16 protein-coding genes are annotated in these 16641 nt (G+C 64.2%); 6 read left to right on the top strand and 10 right to left on the bottom strand.

Translation table 11 applies throughout. The annotated features are described in order from the left end of the window. Positions 1-4: 4 nt before the first annotated feature. Complete coding sequence (locus tag WDU96_RS12990) at positions 5-1669, bottom strand: PucR family transcriptional regulator (RefSeq protein ID WP_337338956.1); 1665 nt, start codon at positions 1667-1669, stop codon at positions 5-7. Positions 1670-1758: 89 nt separating this feature from the next. Between WDU96_RS12990 and WDU96_RS12985 the strand changes: the two genes are divergently transcribed. From WDU96_RS12985 to WDU96_RS12970, 4 genes are all read left to right on the top strand, one after another. Further along, entirely contained in the window at positions 1759-3246 is a 1488-nt protein-coding gene (locus tag WDU96_RS12985; protein ID WP_337338955.1) for a CoA-acylating methylmalonate-semialdehyde dehydrogenase, read from the top strand. Between the two features lie 33 nt (positions 3247-3279). Continuing rightward, a complete protein-coding gene (locus WDU96_RS12980; RefSeq protein WP_337338954.1) occupies positions 3280-4638 on the top strand; it encodes an aspartate aminotransferase family protein in 1359 nt (452 codons plus the stop codon). A 127-nt stretch (positions 4639-4765) separates the two neighbouring features. Continuing rightward, the gene (locus tag WDU96_RS12975; RefSeq protein WP_337338953.1) at positions 4766-5173 is read left to right on the top strand and encodes an LbetaH domain-containing protein; all 408 of its coding nucleotides are present in this window, start codon (positions 4766-4768) and stop codon (positions 5171-5173) included. Between the two features lie 36 nt (positions 5174-5209). After that, positions 5210-5815 (top strand): thermonuclease family protein, encoded by a 606-nt coding sequence (locus WDU96_RS12970; RefSeq protein WP_337338952.1) that lies wholly within the window; start codon positions 5210-5212, stop codon positions 5813-5815. On the opposite strand, the gene WDU96_RS12965 is transcribed toward WDU96_RS12970, so the two are convergent. Next, on the bottom strand, positions 5812-6210 hold the full coding sequence (locus tag WDU96_RS12965; RefSeq protein ID WP_337338951.1) for a DUF1304 domain-containing protein: 399 nt from the start codon (positions 6208-6210) through the stop codon (positions 5812-5814). The two genes, WDU96_RS12970 and WDU96_RS12965, sit on opposite strands and share 4 nt — an antisense overlap. Before the next feature lie 35 nt (positions 6211-6245). On the opposite strand from WDU96_RS12965, the gene WDU96_RS12960 reads away from it, so the two are divergent. Next, positions 6246-7001 (top strand): LysR family substrate-binding domain-containing protein, encoded by a 756-nt coding sequence (locus WDU96_RS12960; protein WP_337338950.1) that lies wholly within the window; start codon positions 6246-6248, stop codon positions 6999-7001. 194 nt (positions 7002-7195) lie between these two features. Here the strand turns inward: WDU96_RS12960 and WDU96_RS12955 are convergent, their stop codons facing one another. Genes WDU96_RS12955 through WDU96_RS12940 form a run of 4 tightly spaced genes read right to left on the bottom strand, consistent with a single transcriptional unit; the run spans position 7196 to position 12386 of the window. Next, positions 7196-9691 (bottom strand): CHAT domain-containing protein, encoded by a 2496-nt coding sequence (locus WDU96_RS12955; protein WP_337338949.1) that lies wholly within the window; start codon positions 9689-9691, stop codon positions 7196-7198. 9 nt (positions 9692-9700) lie between these two features. Beyond that, complete coding sequence (locus WDU96_RS12950; protein ID WP_337338948.1) at positions 9701-11302, bottom strand: S8/S53 family peptidase; 1602 nt, start codon at positions 11300-11302, stop codon at positions 9701-9703. Between the two features lie 21 nt (positions 11303-11323). Beyond that, on the bottom strand, positions 11324-11785 hold the full coding sequence (locus tag WDU96_RS12945) for a hypothetical protein (RefSeq protein ID WP_337338947.1): 462 nt from the start codon (positions 11783-11785) through the stop codon (positions 11324-11326). Continuing rightward, positions 11775-12386, bottom strand: coding sequence for an RNA polymerase sigma factor (locus WDU96_RS12940; RefSeq protein ID WP_337338946.1), 612 nt, complete (start codon positions 12384-12386; stop codon positions 11775-11777). Before WDU96_RS12940 ends, WDU96_RS12945 begins: the two co-directional genes overlap by 11 nt. A 97-nt stretch (positions 12387-12483) precedes the next feature. Between WDU96_RS12940 and WDU96_RS12935 the strand changes: the two genes are divergently transcribed. Further along, positions 12484-13251: a glutamine amidotransferase-related protein gene (locus WDU96_RS12935; RefSeq protein WP_337338945.1), complete on the top strand. Its 768-nt coding sequence runs from the start codon at positions 12484-12486 to the stop codon at positions 13249-13251. Here WDU96_RS12935 and WDU96_RS12930 read toward each other — a convergent pair. The 4 genes from WDU96_RS12930 to WDU96_RS12915 form a co-directional block, all read right to left on the bottom strand. After that, a complete protein-coding gene (locus WDU96_RS12930) occupies positions 13205-14011 on the bottom strand; it encodes a TspO/MBR family protein (protein WP_337338944.1) in 807 nt (268 codons plus the stop codon). The two genes, WDU96_RS12935 and WDU96_RS12930, sit on opposite strands and share 47 nt — an antisense overlap. A gap of 73 nt (positions 14012-14084) precedes the next feature. Next, positions 14085-14579 (bottom strand): glutaminase, encoded by a 495-nt coding sequence (locus tag WDU96_RS12925; protein ID WP_337338943.1) that lies wholly within the window; start codon positions 14577-14579, stop codon positions 14085-14087. 11 nt (positions 14580-14590) lie between these two features. Next, positions 14591-15793, bottom strand: coding sequence for a cation:proton antiporter (locus WDU96_RS12920; RefSeq protein WP_337338942.1), 1203 nt, complete (start codon positions 15791-15793; stop codon positions 14591-14593). 51 nt (positions 15794-15844) lie between these two features. Continuing rightward, entirely contained in the window at positions 15845-16597 is a 753-nt protein-coding gene (locus tag WDU96_RS12915; protein ID WP_337338941.1) for a GTP pyrophosphokinase, read from the bottom strand. Positions 16598-16641: the final 44 nt, after the last annotated feature.

Raw genomic sequence — 16641 nt, 5'->3', positions numbered from 1 at the left:
CGTCTCAGCGCCCAGCGCTTCGTCGAATCAGCAACGCCAGGTGCAGTGCGGTCTGCGTCTCGCCGTCATCGAGGTCGAGACCGAGGAGTTCTTCGATGAGCGCGATGCGCTGGTAGAAGACCGAACGGGATAGATGAGAGGCGGATGCCGCGGCCGTGCGGTTACCCGGGTGCGCGAGCATAGCTTCGAGAACATCGAGCAGATCACCGCCGCGCGCGAGGTCGTAGTCGATCAACGGTGCCAACATGCGCTCACCGTGTTCGAGCACGCGCCGGTCGTCGCGGAGCGACGTGACCAGATGCACGAGCGGTCGGTCGTCCGCGCGGCGAAGTTGCAGCCCTTTCAGCGCGCGCCGACGACGACCCCGCGACAGATCGACCGCGTCGTGCAGCGACGACAGCGCATCATCGAGGCCCGCCGCTGCGCGCCCGATCGAGACAACGAGTCTTTCAGCGTCAGCCGGCGAGTCTGCCGCTTCCCTCGCGAAGGTGCGGGCGGTCTCATCATCGAACACAGCGCCTAAAGGCAGAGAAAGCAGCATGAGCGCAGCGGGACCAGCCGCACCCTCGGGGGCCGAGCCCATGAGCACCTTGCCGCCCACCGCGCGGGCTGCAGCATCCACCCTCTCAGGAGTGACTGGCGCTCCCGAGAAAACGACCCCATGCACCGACGCGGAGTGCACCGGCAGTCCGGCGGCCTCAAGCCTCGCGGCTGCGCCTCTCGCGCCTGCGAACCTTCCAGTGAGCAACCCATCGATGAGTCGGCGCCGTCCGATGCGCCCCCACTCATCAGAGTCACCGTCTGCCAGACGGCCAACCGCGAGAGCGATGGCACCCTGCTCTAAGACTGCGGATCGACCAGCGGCATGCTCGGGCCCAGGAAGTGCGATGAGGCTCCCCCAGCGAATTCCACGCGCCTCGATCGGCACCACCAGCCAATCGTCGAGCGTCGGGGCAGCGCCGCGCTGCGACCGATGCTCGGCGCGACGTTGCGCCGCCCTCGACTGAAGCTCCCACTCGACGAAGAGCTCTTCCTCCATCGCGGGCGGCACTTCTGCCGCAACGACCTCGTGCGCGAGGTTCTCGAGCACGATCGGCGCGCTCAGCGTCTGCGCCAGTTGCTTCACAATGAAGTCGGCCGGTGAGCCGCGCAGCACGAGCGAAGTAAACCGCTCTCGCACCTCGTCTCGCGCTCGGAGCGCGTCGTGCTGCCCGGTGATGATCACGCTGTGGACGCTTTCGGTGACCGCCACGAACTTCACTTCACGGTGAAGAACGATGAGCGCCAGGCCGCGTGCCTCGGCGGCCTGCGCCACCACAGCGGGCGTGTAGCGATAGTGGGCGCCAAGCTCGAGCACGAGCCCGGCGATTTCAGCGTCGGCGAGCGCATCGATGAACCGACGCATGTCGGCGGGATCGGTCGGCCACGATGATCCTGTTGACAACAGCAGTTCACCGCCGTTGAGCAATCGTGCCACGTCACCGCTGTCAGAGGCGTAGACCCAGCGAACCCGCTTCTCGAGGGCGCTATCGCCGACGAGAACCTCGGGCACGCCCTGTGCGAGCACGTCAAGAGCGAGCACGTCGCGCACGGTGGGAAGAGTCTCACTTGCGGAGCGGCCTGTCGGACGATCCGTGCGAATGGAGTGATCTTCGCGACGTTCGGCCACTCTTGCCGCCTCTATTCCTCTGACAAACTGGGACAAATCCACCATAGATGATGCCCGGTCGATTTGTCCGACCAGCGCAAGGAGATCTCATGAGCCTCATCCAGCACCACATCAACGGTCAGGCAACGGGCGCGGCCGAGCGCACCGGCAATGTCTACAACCCCGCCACCGGAGCCGTCCAGCACGAGGTGGCATTCGCCAGCGTCGACGAGGTCACTGAAGCGATCGCCGCGGCAAAGGCCGCACTTCCGGGCTGGCGCGCCACCGGTCTGATCAAACGCGCAGACGTGTTCTTCCGGCTGCGTTCGCTGTTGATTGAGCGCCAAGATGACCTGGCCGCGATTCTCACCAGTGAGCACGGCAAGGTGCTTTCAGACGCAAAGGGCGAGATCAGCCGCGGCCTCGAGAACGTGGAGTTCGCCGCGGGGCTTGTGCACCTGCTCAAAGGCGAGCGCAGCGAGCAAGTGGCCCGCGGAGTCGATATTCATTCGACCAAGCAGCCCGTCGGCGTCGTCGGCGCCATCACACCGTTCAACTTTCCGGTCATGGTGCCGTTGTGGATGACAGCCTCGGCAATCGCGTGCGGCAATACGGTCGTACTCAAGCCCAGCGAGAAAGACCCGAGCGCATCGATCTTCCTCGCGAAGCTGTTCGAAGAAGCAGGACTGCCCGCGGGAGTTCTGAACGTCGTGCACGGCGACAAGGTTGCCGTTGACACGATCATCGACTCGCCCGATGTGCGCGCCGTGAGCTTCGTCGGCTCCACGCCGATTGCGCGTTCCATCTACCAGCGCTCCAGTGAGCAGGGCAAGCGTGTGCAGGCACTCGGCGGTGCTAAGAACCACATGGTCGTTATGCCGGATGCTGATCTCGACGGCGCTGCCGACGCGGCGGTTTCTGCCGCCTACGGCTCGGCCGGCGAGCGTTGCATGGCTGTCTCGGTGCTTGTCGCGGTCGGCAACGACGTCGCAGACGCACTCGTCGAGAAGGTCGCCTCTCGCATGAAGTCGCTCATCATCGGCGATGGCACCGATTCGGCGTCTGAGATGGGACCTCTCATTACGCGCGAACACCGCGACAAGGTCGAGTCGTACGTGACGGGTGCTGCGGGCGAGGGCGCGACCGTGGTCGTCGACGGCACTCAGCAGGAGTTCGATGGCGACGGCTTCTTCACCGGAGTGAGCCTCATCGACCACGTCAAGCCCGGTATGAAGGTCTACGACGACGAGATCTTCGGCCCGGTGCTGTCGGTGGTCCGCGTCGAAAGCTATGCCGAAGCTGTCGAGCTGATCAACGCGAACCAGTTCGCGAACGGTGTCGCGATGTTCACCCGCGACGGCGGCACGGCTCGCCAGTTCGAGTTCGACATCGAGGTCGGAATGGTCGGCATCAATGTTCCGATCCCGGTGCCCGTCGGTGCGTATTCGTTCGGCGGGTGGAAGAACTCGCTGTTCGGCGACTCGCACATCTACGGCCCCGAGTCGATCCACTTCTACACCCGGTCGAAGGCTGTCACGACGCGTTGGCCCGACCACACCCCCACCCAGGTCAACCTGGGCTTCCCGAGCAACCACTGAGCCTCAGCGCTGCGCACCCGAAAGGACACACCGATGACTGACGTTTCGATCGATCTCGACACTGAAGCGCGGGTACGCGCTGATGATCGCGCACATGTGTTCCACTCGTGGAGCGCACAGGCGCTTATTGATCCCATGCCCGTTGCCGGGGGAAACGGAGCGACATTCTGGGACTACCAGGGCAACTCGTTTCTTGACTTCGGCTCGCAGCTGGTCAATCTGAACCTGGGCCATCAGCATCCTGACCTGGTCGCCGCCATCCAAGAGCAGGCCGGTCGCCTCGCGACGATCGCACCTGCCATGGCCAATGATGTTCGTGGCGAGCTGGCTCGGCGCGTCACAGAGGTCGCTCCAGACGGCTTCGAGAAGGTGTTCTTCACGAATGGCGGCGCAGACGCGAACGAGAATGCCGTGCGCATGGCTCGACTGGTGACAGGCAAGCGCAAGGTGCTGTCGATGTACCGCAGCTATCACGGCAGCACCTCGACGGCGATCTCGCTCACTGGCGACCCCCGGCGCTGGGCGAACGAGCCCGGTGACGGGTCGGTGGCCAAGTTCTTCGGTCCGTACACCTACCGCTCACCGTTTCACTCATCCTCGCCCGAAGAAGAGGCGCAGCGCGCCCTGCAGCACCTTGAGCAGACCATTGTGCTGGAGGGGGCGTCGACAATCGCGGCGATCATCATCGAAACGGTCGTCGGCACCAACGGCGTGCTCATCCCGCCGCCCGGCTATCTCAACGGTGTGCGCGAGCTATGCGACCGCTACGGCATCATGTACATTGCCGACGAAGTCATGGTCGGGTTCGGGCGCATCGGCCAGTGGTTTGCGTTTCAAGAGTTCGACGTCGTTCCCGATCTGATCACCTTCGCAAAGGGAATCAACTCCGGTTATGTGCCTCTCGGCGGAGTCGTGATCTCAGAGCGAATTGCCGCGCACTTCGATACCGTGATGTTCCCGGGCGGTCTGACCTACTCGGGTCATCCGCTGGCATGCGCAGCGGGCCTGGCGACATTCGAAGTGTTCGATCGCGACGGAATTCTCGAGCGTGTGCGCGATCTCGGCTCACGCGTGATCGAGCCGCGTCTGCATGAAATCGCATCGCGTCACCCGTCGGTGGGCGATGTGCGCGGGATCGGCATGTTTTGGGCTATCGAGCTGGTCAAAGACCGTGAGACGCGCGAACCGCTCGTTCCGTTCAACGCCGCAGGCGCCGAGGCCGCGCCCGTGTCAGCCGTCGCAGCGGCCTGCAAGAGAGACGGGCTGTGGCCGTTCGTGCATTTCAACCGAGTGCACGTCGCGCCGCCGCTGGTGATCGACGAAGACGACCTGGTGCGCGGTCTCGGCATCATCGACCGTGCCCTGTCGCAGGCTGACGAATATGTGAACTGAACGCGAAGCAATCCGCTTCGCTTCAAGCTACGAATCACTCCTGAGACACAAACATCTGGGTATGGGAATGAATGATCCCACCGAGTCGTTGGTGTCGATAGTCGGCAAATTGCCGTAGGAGGGGCTCGTGGGTAAGAACTACATCGACATCGAGAACGATCTTGGCGAAACACTGCGCTACCGCAAGCACGTCAACGGTCGAGGGCTGATCGCGCACGGGGCGAAAGTGCACCCGAGCGCCGTGGTTGAAGCTGGAGCGTATGTCGAACCCGGAGTTCAGATCGCCGCGGGAGCCCATGTGGGTCGCGGCGTGTGGGTTGAGACAGATGCTGTGATCGGACCAGAAGCACGCATTGAGCCGCACGCTCATATCGGCTCAGGTGCCGCGATCGGTGCGGGCGCAAAAATCGGCGTGCGCACTCAAGTGGGAACGGGTGCACGCGTGGCGATCGGATCGCTGATTGGCGACGATGAGACCATCAGCGATGGCGAGCGTGTCGCCACCGACCAGCGGGGACTCCGCCTCGCCGCCTAGCAACAGACGGTCGGGGGTTGCCGCTAGCCTGTCGCAGTGACCAATCGTTCCGGCCGACAAGCGCGATGGGGCGTGGCTGCCGTGGGCGTCGGCATCGTCTTGACGCTGGCTTTCTTCGCGTTGCCACCCTTGATCGGCAACCTGGGTACCGCCGATTCGAACGACGACTCAAGCGCCGAAACCTCGGCGGGCGGCGTCCCAGAGCGGCCCGACGACGCCTTCGCCATGACCGTGGAATACGTCATCGACGGTGACACCGTCAAGGCACGGGCAACTCACGCCAACGACGTAATGCCCACTTCTGAACGCGTCTCGGTGCGGCTGATTGGGATCGACACCCCCGAGCTGCGACCCGAACCGGAGTGCTGGTCACAAGAGGCGACCGATCACCTCAGCGCGCTGCTGCCCGAGGGCTCTATCGTCTGGGTGGCGCCTGACCAGGAATGGTACGACCGCTACGACCGCGCCCTTATGTACCTGTGGAACGAGTCAGGCGATTTCGTCAACTATGAGTTGATGGCGGCCGGTGATGCGCGTTCACTCGTGGTGCGACCGAACGATCTGCATGCTGAGCTCTTCGCACGAGCCGAAACTGATGCGCGTGCGATCGGCTCCGGTCAATGGGGCGCGTGCGTGTTCTAGGCGAAGAGGAACACAACGAAACCGACGAGCGGAAAAGTTCCCTGAATGAGCGCCGGGCGCAGGTACTTCGCTCCCGTGGTGATCAAAACCATTGCCGCCGCGGCCATCGACCCCAGGCTGAACAGCACGAGCGTGCGGCCTGCGACATCGGCCGTGGTATCTGGACCGCCCGCCCAGAACAGCGCGAGGCCTAGAATCACGCCGATCGCCAGGAACAGATTGTAAAAACCCTGGTTGTAGGCCATCGGCTTGGTGATCTCCGCGGCATCCTGAGAGCGAATTCCGAAGATCTTCCACACCCGCGGCTGCGTCCACTGCACACTCTCCATCACAAAGATGTAGACGTGAAGCAGCGCGGCGAGCGCGGCGAAGACGGTAGCAATGATGGCGAGCATCTTCGAACCCTAGCGCCACGGCTACGCTTGGCGTCATGGTTAAGGGCGGCGGGTCGCGCGGACGCCCGCGCAAGAGCGGGCGCGATGCCGCACCCCCGCGGCAAGGCAAGCCCACTAGTCGCGCAGGATCGCCGAAATCACCTCGCCCGAGCAAACCCAAGACTGCCATCGAGATTGCGCCCCCCGTGGTGGATCTGCCGCCGCGCTTCACGCTCGGAGTCATTCCCGGCGCTACGCCCGGAAAATGGATTGACGTGTGGAACTCCCGCATGCCTCGAACCCCGCTTGATCTCGTGCACCTTTCCGTAGCAGATCAGTATCAGGCGCTGGCCAGCGGCGAGGTAGACGCGGCGATCGTGCGCCTGCCGATCAGCAAAGACCGGCTTCATGTCATCGAGCTCTACGAAGAAGACCCGGTCGTCATCGCATCTATCGACTCTCACCTGACGGCAGCGGAACAACTGTCGCTCGAGGATTTGAGCGGCGAGGTGCTCCTCGTGCCCGATGACGATGTGCTCGACCTCGACGTTCCTGGTGCGGTGGCGCCGCGTTTCGCAGCACCTGCCGACATCGAAGAGGCGATCCAAACCGTGGCCGCCGGTGTCGGCATCGTCATCGTTCCGATGTCGATCGCACGGGCGAATCGCCGCAAAGACACCGCCTACCGTGTGCTGAGCGACGGGCCTGCCTCGCCCGTGGGCGTCGCGTGGCTCGCTGACTCCGACAACCCCGCCATCAACGCCTTCATCGGCATCGTGCGCGGACGCACGGCTCAGTCGTCGCGCGCGTAGCGGGGGATGTCGCCAACCTGGGTCTCTGCGACATCCCCCGTGGTTCGGGTGCGAAGACCACGCCCCCATGCGTGCCCGAAAACGTCTTCGCGTTGGTCACAACCCCCAGCCCGTTTGGTGGCCACCCGTTCCGATGATCAAGAGCACGACAGACGCGCGGTGATACATCGCGGGCGAAGCTTTTTTGAAGTTTCTCAAAATCCAGCGCCATGCACTTGAAACGGCGCGATGATTCCTGTCTGTTCGGATGCTGCGGCGAGCGCGTCCGAGGGCTGCGAGCCTGCGGCGAGTTGCTCGTGCATAGCGCCGAGCAGCTCACACGCCTCGTCGTCGGCGACCATGACCGGTGCGGCGATCACACATCGGGCTCCCGCGTGCAGCCAGATTCGTGTCATCCCGATCGCCTCTTCCCCCCAGCGCACCGACGAGCGGCCAACCTCGCAGGCTGAGAGCACCACAACGTCGGGCACCCGGGGAATGAGGTCGATGTCGTAGCCGAACAAGGTGCCATTGGCGAGCTCGAGGCCCGAGAACATGGGGTTGTCGACCGCGTGCCGACCGTGGGCGGCCACGTGAAGCGTGCCCGATCGACCTGCAAGCTCAGTCACCGCGTCTACGGTTGCCGCTTCGCCCGTGACGAGATGCGCGGCGGGACGGAAAGCAGCCGATCTATTCACCTCTTCGCGCGCTCGCGGCACTCGGGGTCCCGCGACGAAACCGACCCCCGAGCGAACGGCGCCGCCGCGACGGGTCACCCAGCTGGTGGCTGAGGTCGCAAGAGTGAACACGCGCCCGCGCATTCCGGGAAGCATCCTCCAGGGAATGCCATTGAGCACGCCGGGCGCCGTGATCACAAGGCGACGCGCGCGAGCCCACGCTGCGGGCACGTCAAGCAGCGCCTTGGACAGTGCGGCAAGACGCTCGTCTAGAGACCTGCGAACAATGCGCGCCATCGGTCCGGAGACCATCGACGCTGAAACGTCGAGATCGGCTCGCAAACCGGCCATCAGCGCGCTCACCGTCGGCCAACTCGCCACATCGATGACGCGCGTGCGTGTCGCAGTGACCACGACACAGAGCACATCGTCGCCGCTCCACACATATGACAGCAACGCGGTGTCACCATCGAGTCCAGCCCGCACGGCGCTCAGCGTCGCGCGCTGTTCGATCTCAATGCCGCGGGTGTCACGCCATTGACGTTCGCGCACGCGGTCGCGCAGCACCTCGGCCCGGGGGTCGGCAAGCCAGCTGTCGCCGAGTGCATCCTGCCGAATCTGACGGAGTTCTGCCAGGTCTGCGGCGAGTGCGGCATCGGGCGGTGGACGCAGCGGCACAACGCTCTGATTGAGGTGGCGTGCACGTTCAGACCAGTCGAACAGAACGTCCGCTCGTCTCGAGGCCACCGCAGCGCGCAAGCCCGCCACCATCAATGGCGTGGCATGCACGGCCGCAGACGTGCGCAGGTCGAGGCTTCCGAAATCCGCTTGACGGCGCACGAGTTCGTCGAGGCCGCGGGCGCAGTAGCGACGCACCGCAGCAGCATCGCCATCGCTTTCCGCGCGACGAGCGCGCGCCTGTTCGGCCAGCAGAACGGTTGCCAGCGACGAGTCTCGCGGCACGCGGATCGCGCGCCGCGCGCCCGGTGGCACGACGGCGCCGTCGTCAGAGCGCAGTTGTGCGGCGAGTTTCACCGCCGTTGCCGCAGAGTTAAGCCCCGCTCGTTGCAGCCCTCCCACAAGAGCAGGAACGCGCGCCATCGCGGTAGCGCGGTGAGAAACGACTCGGCGCTCGCCGGTGGCGCCATAGACGTCATCTGCGAGCGCAGCGCGCACCTCGGTGGCTTCGGCACGCAGGGCCCACGTGTGGCTTCCCAGCGAATGAAAGCGCCTCGCCGCGGCGCGAGCCAGGCGCATCGCATCTCGCGGGTCGTGCAAGAGCCGCGATCTGGCCAAGCCGAGTTCTGCTTCTGCGCGAGCTTGACGCATGCGGTGGGCACCGAACACTCGAGCAACTCTCGCCAGTAGCTGCTCTGCTTCGGTCGTGAGTCCGGCATCACGCAGCACCTCGGCACGATCGAGATCCGATTGCGCCGCCGCCGCCGGCGACTCCTGCTCAAAGGTCGGTCGAGCCGCCTCCATATGCGCAAGCGCGGCGATGAGGTCTCCTGCGAGAAGTTCGACGTAGCCGAGGTTGTGCAGCGCTTTCGCCCGCTCGACCGGCTCGCCGAGGTCAGCGAAGATCGCGGCCGCGTGGTTCAGATCGTGTCGGGCCATTGTGAGGTCGCCCCCGAGCATCGCCGCCACGCTGCGGTTGATGTGCATGCGTCCGGCGCGGGCACGATCTTCGAGAGTGACGTTGACGACGCCATCCAGCGCCTGCGTGAGCAGCTCCCGCGCCTCACTGTTCTCGCCGCGCATCAATGTGAGCACGCCGAGTTGACCAAAGAGAATAGCCTGCGTCTCACGACTCACACCGGTGTCGTCCATTGCTTCGCGACACAACGCCTCAGCGGTTGCTGGATCGCCGGTGCGCGAAGCAATGTAGGCGAGAGTTCCCGCGATCCTGGCGCGCAGGTCGGGGTCGACGGTGCGCGCCTGCGCGAGGCGCAGGTCACGGCGGGCTGCCGCGTTGCGACCCGCGTTGCCGTGTTCGACGCCGCGCGTGTAGAGCTGCGTTGCGCTCAGTCCCATAGGTTGAATCTACAAGGGCTTCTCCGCCGCTATCGCGTCAATGGTCTTCGTGGCGAACGCAGCGCGATCCGTGGCATCCGCAGACCAGCCCGAAGTGCTCGCGATCGCGTCGAGGCGAGCTGCCAAGGCTCCGGCAACGAGCGGCGCCGCGAACGAAGTGCCGCTCCACACGGCGAACCCGCCCGTGAAGTCATCGGGATCGATGCACTCCCGCTCCTGACCGTGTGCGTCTCGCCGTGTGACCGCTTGCGCGCCGCCGTTGAAAGCAGGGAATGTCGAGATGACCGCAGCGCCGCGCGCATAGAGGTCGACCCACTTCGCAGTGTTGCTGAACAGCGAAACGGTGCGCCTATTCGGGTTGCATGCGCCGACCGATACGAGCGGCGCCAGCCCGGTTTCGCCGGGAAACGCCGCAGGGAACATGGGACGATCCGTCGCGTCATTGCCCGCGCTGCAGATCACCGCACAGCCCGCGGCGTTGATCTCCAGCAGCAGCGCGCGCAGACCGTCGCTGAACAGCACGTCGTCGGGCGTCTCGTGGTAATACCCCAACGACAGGCTGAGCACGTCAATTCGGCGACCTCCCGCGAGGCCTTGAGCATCGCGCAGTACCAGTTCGGCGACTTGATCGAGTGCGTCAATGAGATCGGACTCGATCACGCGTCCGAGACTGTCAGCGATGCGCGGGGTGAGAATGGTTGCTTCGGGGCACGCCTGCAGGATGATTCCCGCAATGAAGGTGCCGTGGCCCGAGATCGGATCGATCTGACCGTCGAGGGGACCAACGAGGTCGGCGTTCACCTCTGGATCATCGGCGGCAGCCGTCTTTCCCACGGCCACGCCGTCTACTTCGACCCGGCGCTCAACGACGCCGCCTTCGAACCAGTCGTGCTCACCGCACCCGGTGTCGAGCACCATGACGGTTGGGCGAGCGATTTTTCGCGAGCGTGCACGAGCTGGGCGCTGCCCTACCCAGGCGACCGGCTGACGCCCGCCGTATCCGGGCAGCGAATAACTGCCAAGCCCCGTGCTGGCCGGATTCGTCGAGGTGAACGGGTTAGTCGACGTGAACGGGTTCGTCGAGGTAAACGGGTTCGTCGACGTGAACGGGTTCGTCGAGGTAAACGGGTTCGTTGACGTGAAGGGGTTCATGCCGATGGGGCCCACGGTAAGCAGGTGGTCAAGGCTCACGCCGCTCAGGTCTACCCCCGCTGCCGCCGCGGCACGCAGCACCGTCCAAGCATCGGGAGCTTCGGCGCTGCCGGTCGCCACAATCGCCAGTCGGGTTACGGCGGGCTGGTCAGTCGCAGCACGCCGGCGCGCGGTCCGCGCAAAACTCACGACACCGAGCCGCGGCACGAATTCCACCCCGGTGTCACTCATCACCGCGCCGAGTGCTTCGGCCACTTCTTTGGGATCCCGACCCGCAGCGACCAAGAGGCGATCGGGAACATAAACCGTGGGAAACACGTCTTTGTCGCCCGAGTCAGCCGACGGATTCAGCACCACTCCGAGGGGTTTGATCGCCTCTTCTCGCCGCTGCCAGCTTGCTCCGCTCTCGTGCTCCACTTTGTGGTCGCCTTCGCCATCTTGGTCGATCGGTCGTGCCATCGCGCTCTCCTTGCCGTAGGGTCACACCTCGAACTGGGGTGTGCGGTAATCGTGGGTGTGATCGCTCTCGACGACGAGGCGAAGATGACAGAGCCCTGCCGGCACTTCACCGAAGGCAAACCGACCCTGCTCGCCCGGGTCGGCCTCCCACTGGCGGTCTTTCTGCACCAGCAGAATGGTTTTCACCGCGCCATCCACCCAGCCGTCAACCCGGCGCCCACCGTTCTCGGTCGTGCTGACGTGCACGAGCACGCTGGTGACGCCATCGCTGAACTGCAGCGTCGCCGTGTCGGTGTCGCTGCGCACGGCGGCGCGCGATCCTTCGACCAGGGTCAACATCGCATACTCACGCGACAGATCTGACGACGCAACAGCGGCGACCATCTGATCGATCAGCTCCGCCGGCATAGGGTCGTGCTCAGCCCACAGCACACGCAAGCGCGCAAAGAGTGCAGCATCCACTCCGAAGCTTTCAGCGGCCATCACGGGCTCCTTCCCATCCGGCACCCTCAAGCAGGGCGCGGAGTTTGCCGAGGCAGCGTTGGCGCGTGGGGCCAATCGAGCCCACGGGCATAGCCAAGTCTTCGGCGATTCGTGCGTAGTCAGGTCGTTCTTCGAAGGCGACCACGCGCAACAGTCGCTGACAGCGCTCGTTGAGCATCGTCACGGCAGACCACAGTCGGCGAGATTCGTCTGCGGCTACCGCATCGTGTTCGGCGGATTCGTGAACCGGAAGCTGTGTTTCAAGAGCGGCTGACTCGGTCGCGTCGGCCTGTCTGTGCTGTTTGCCGACTCGCCACGCCTCCCGACGCGCGCACATGGTCAGCCATCCCGAGACGGCGCGGGCATCCATGATCGATTCGTGCCGGCGCACCAGAGTCATCCACGTTGTCTGCACGACGTCTTGAGCAAGTGCGAAGTCGAGCCCATAAGCGCGCGCCACGTGCCACAGGGTCGGCGTCATCAGCCGAACCAGCTCGTCCATCGCTCGCGTGTCACCGCCGCGCCACCGCAGAAAGAGTGACGCAGCACGCTCCCACCTCGCTGGCTCGGCGGCGTCGACGGGCACGTCGGGATGTGTCATAGCGCCCATTGTGTCCACACCTTGCATGAGCATGGAAGAGGCATCGTGATACATGACGCGCAAACGGATTGGTCTTCGACGTTTTAGACTGGCCCCCATGACGTCCGCGCCGTTGCTGTATGTGTGTGTCCGGCCGCAGCAGGGAGCCGCTGCCGCCGAATACGAATCCTTTCGCAGCGCTATGCAACTTGCTCCCTCGCAGCTTCACCAGCATGACCTGGTGCGCACTCCGTTTTCGCACGACATCTTCGATCGCTACAGCGGCTTTGTCGTCGGTGGCAGCCCGTTCAATGTCGCTGATCCCGAGCCGACGAAAACCGAGGTGCAGCTACGGCTCGAGAAAGACCTCGAGCACCTCGCCGCTCATACCGCCGCCGGTGATGGCCCCGCCGCCTTGTTCACCTGCTACGGCATAGGTGTGGTCACCCGCATGTTGGGAGGCGACGTCACTCGCGCTTTTCCTGAAGACACCGGACCTGTCTCTGTCGAGTTGACCGCAGAAGGCCGAACCGACCCCGTGTTCGGCGGGCTGGCGAATCGCTTCACCGCTCTCACCGCGCACAAAGAAGGCACGTCAGCGGCTCCAGGCGGGGCGGTTCTGTTGGCACAGAACGACGCATGCCCTGTACAGGCCTACCGCGTCGGCGAACGCCTGTACACCACACAGTTTCACCCAGAGCCAACGTCAAAGGCATTCACGGAACGCATGGCCGTATATCGCGATGATGGCTACTTCGATGCCAGCGCCTTCGATGAAATCGCGGCACGGGTGCTGTCAGCGTCGATCACCGAACCGGTGCGCTTGCTGCGAACCTTCGCTAAGCAGTTTGGACCGAGCGCGGCTCTCGCAGACCCCGAACAGTGAACGCGATGCCCACGACGAGAATCACTGCGGCAACCACCGCGGCGGTGTAGCCGATCGCGAGGCTTTCGGGCTGATCTGTGATGCGGGCGACCGCAAGCCAGGAAAGCCCCCAGGCCAGAGCAAGCGACGGTGCAAGGCGCTTGCCCGCCCATGAGATCGCCACCCCGATCACCGCGACGACGGCCAGAACAGTCATGCCCCACACCACGGCGTGGTCTTCCCAACTCGCCGGAAGGTTCACCGTCAGCCAGGCGGTGACATTGGCGACCGTGGCGAGCGTGACCCAGCCCAGGTGCAATCCGGTGACGCCGTCGATCAGGATGCGATCCACCCAACCCGTCGAAGGCGACAAGACAATCGCCCGTCGAAACGTCACCGCGAGCGCGGCCAGCAGCGCCACGATTCCGATCACGGTGAGCACAAGAGTGGTGAATTGGGCGAGCACCAACCACACGCCGTTGAGCACCATCGTCAGAGCGACCCACCAGCCGAGAACTCGCTGGCGCTCATTCGCTCGTTGCGAGGGCAGCGCCTGCCACACCGTGTAGGCGAACAGACCGACGTACACGGCCGTCCAGATTGAGAACGCGGAGCTCGCCGGAGCAAGATACGTCGCATCAGCGGCGAGCGCGCCGTCTTGCAGCTCTTGCACCGGGGTGCCCCCGAAAACGCCGACCCCGACCATGGCCGCGATGATCATGAAAACAGCAGCGCTGATAACGGAAATCTGCCGCACAAGGTCTTTCGCCGAACTCTCCATGACTACACCGTACAAACGCCGCTGGCCGCATGCCACCCGCTTGACACTCCGAGTGGAGCGTGGCATTCGCGCGCTACGTCGCTCCGCCCGGCGGGTTGATCAGCAGATCGACCCTTTCGTCGAGGTATCTGTGCAGTGGCATCCACCCGCCGCGCGGATTCCATCGCACGCTGATGACGCCGTCGACCAGCGCGAGAATTGAGGATGCTGATTCAGCCGTCGGTGCGTTGAGTTCCAACGGACTCCACCCGAGATGCACCGGCGTGCCCTCGCTGAATCCACCGCGGTAGGCGGCGGCAGCAAGCTCCGAGCGGTGCCGCTGAGACTCCGCTGTGTAGCCGCGGGGGGCGTCGTGGCGTGAGCGCACGATCTCGCCGGTAGCCAGCAGTGCATCGTCGGTCAGAAGCAGCACCCCCAAGTGCCACGCGGTTCCGCGTGCGATGATCTTGGGGGCGCGCGCGATACCCAGTATGCGTCGCGGCACGACGATCTCGCCGAGAGCCTCCTTGGGAGCATCGATCAGAGCGCGGCGTGCACCGGTGAGCAGCTCATCAGGTGTCGCACTCACCGCGTCTGCTCTCAGGCTTCGTTCTCAACAGGGGCATCGGCGTCGCGCGACACTCGGTCGCCGTGCATCGTCATGGCGATAAGAGGGAACAGCAGCACAGAGAGCATGCCAGCGCCGACGAGCACCGACGCTGCGCCGCTTGACAAGATCTCGGCATCGACGCCGATGGCCGTGACAGCGACGATGATCGGCAACCCTGTCGCTCCCATCAGGGCGATCGAGAGTCGCTCAGAGAACTTGGCGCCCTTCGGTGCCACCAGCATCGACGGCAGGCCGCGAATAGCAAACAGCACCAGCAGCGCGACCGGCACGAGCAGGGCGAGTGTGGGGTCGTCGATCAGCGCTTCCAGATCGAACGTGACCCCTGTGTAGATGAAGAAGATGGGCACCAGGAAGCCGAAGGCCAGTCCCTCGATCTTGCTTTCCACGGCATGGCGGTCTGATTCACTCGCTTCGCGCATGATGAGGCGCCACAGCACGCCCGCGGTAAAGGCTCCGAGAAGCATGTCGATGTCTAGTGCGATGCTCAGTGCGACCATGGCGCTGAGGATCAACAGCACCGTCCTGACTGCGAACTGGCCGGATGTGTGCAGCGACGAGCTCACGAACTCGTGCAGTCTGCCCTGCGGCACCCTCATCGCCCACCACACGGCGAGAGCCGCAATGATGGCGAAGCCGAGCAGAACGACGGTCGAGAGCCCGGGCTCCCTGCCGCCGAGAAAAATGGAGATCGCGATCAGCGGGCCGAACTCACCGACAGTTCCGAGAGCGCTTGCCGCCATGCCAAACGGCGTCTTGAGCTCACCAGCATCACGCAGAATCGGCAATAGTGTGCCCAGCGCAGTGGTCGACAACGCGATCGCGACGATCATCGCGCCCTCACCGGGCATCAGAACCCATCCAAGACCGAAACCCGCAGCAAGGCTCATAATCCAACCCAGCCATGCCATTCGGCCCGTTCTGCCACGCAGAGTTCCCGCCTGTATTTCGGTACCCGCGACGAAGAAGAGCATGGCGAGACCGAAATTGCTCAGCGCCGAGATCAGCTCAGATTCCTGAATCCAGCCCAGCAGGCTCGGCCCCATCAGGATGCCGAGCAGCAGTTCGAAAACGACCAATGGAATGCGCACCCACCGCCCCAGGCCTCGTGCCATCAGGGGCGCCATGACCGCAAGAAAGGTTACGACCACAAACGAGGTATCGACGTCATTCACGCCGTTCAGCGTACCGGTGAGTGCGCTGCGCGCTTGCGTACGAGCGGTTTTTCAGACGCGGGTCGCGCGGGCCGACATCCGAAGCGGAGAAGTCATCGGCGGCGGCTCCTCGGTCGCTGCCGGCATGCCACCACCTCGAATCTCATGATGGAGCCCCTCCATGCGGTTGTCGAGTTCCGCGGCAGTGGTGGCAGCGTCTCGCAGGTTATCGAGAAGCTCTTGGGGCACGTTGCTGTCGTATTTGTAATAGATCTTGTGCTCGAGACTCGCCCAGAAGTCCATCGCGATAGTACGAAACTGCACTTCGACCGGCACGTCAATGCGCCCCGTCGACAAGAAAACGGGCACCTCGACGATTGCGTGCAGGCTCTTGTATCCGTTCGGCTTGGGCACAGCGATGTAGTCCTTCACCGAGAGCAATCGGATGTCGTCTTGCGCCGTCAGCAGATCGAACAGACGGTATACGTCAGCCACGAACGCGCAGGTGATTCGTACCCCGGCCACGTCATGCACATGATCACGGATGCTGTCGAAGTCAGCTTCGATGCCCTTGCGGGCAACCTTCTCGACCAAGCTGTCGGCAGACTTCACGCGGCTTGAGACGTGTTCGATCGGGTTGTAGTCATGCATCAGCTGAAACTCGTCGCGCAGAATGCTGATCTTCGTCTCGATCTCCTGCAGCCCGAAACGGTACTCGAGCAAAAAACGCTGCAGGTCGTCGCGCAGGCTTCGCAGGGCAGCAGGCGAAACGGTGATCTCGTCTGATTCAGGAGGAATCTGCGGCAGCGTCGAGGGAATCGGCATGGTGCAACGCTAGGCAATGCGCTTACGAGAGCGCTGTGAGTCGA

The organism is Microbacterium marmarense, from assembly GCF_037204165.1.
Lineage (GTDB): Bacteria > Actinomycetota > Actinomycetes > Actinomycetales > Microbacteriaceae > Microbacterium > Microbacterium marmarense.
The sequence above is the reverse complement of the archived record's forward strand: the minus strand, read 5'-3'. Positions and strand labels throughout refer to the sequence as shown.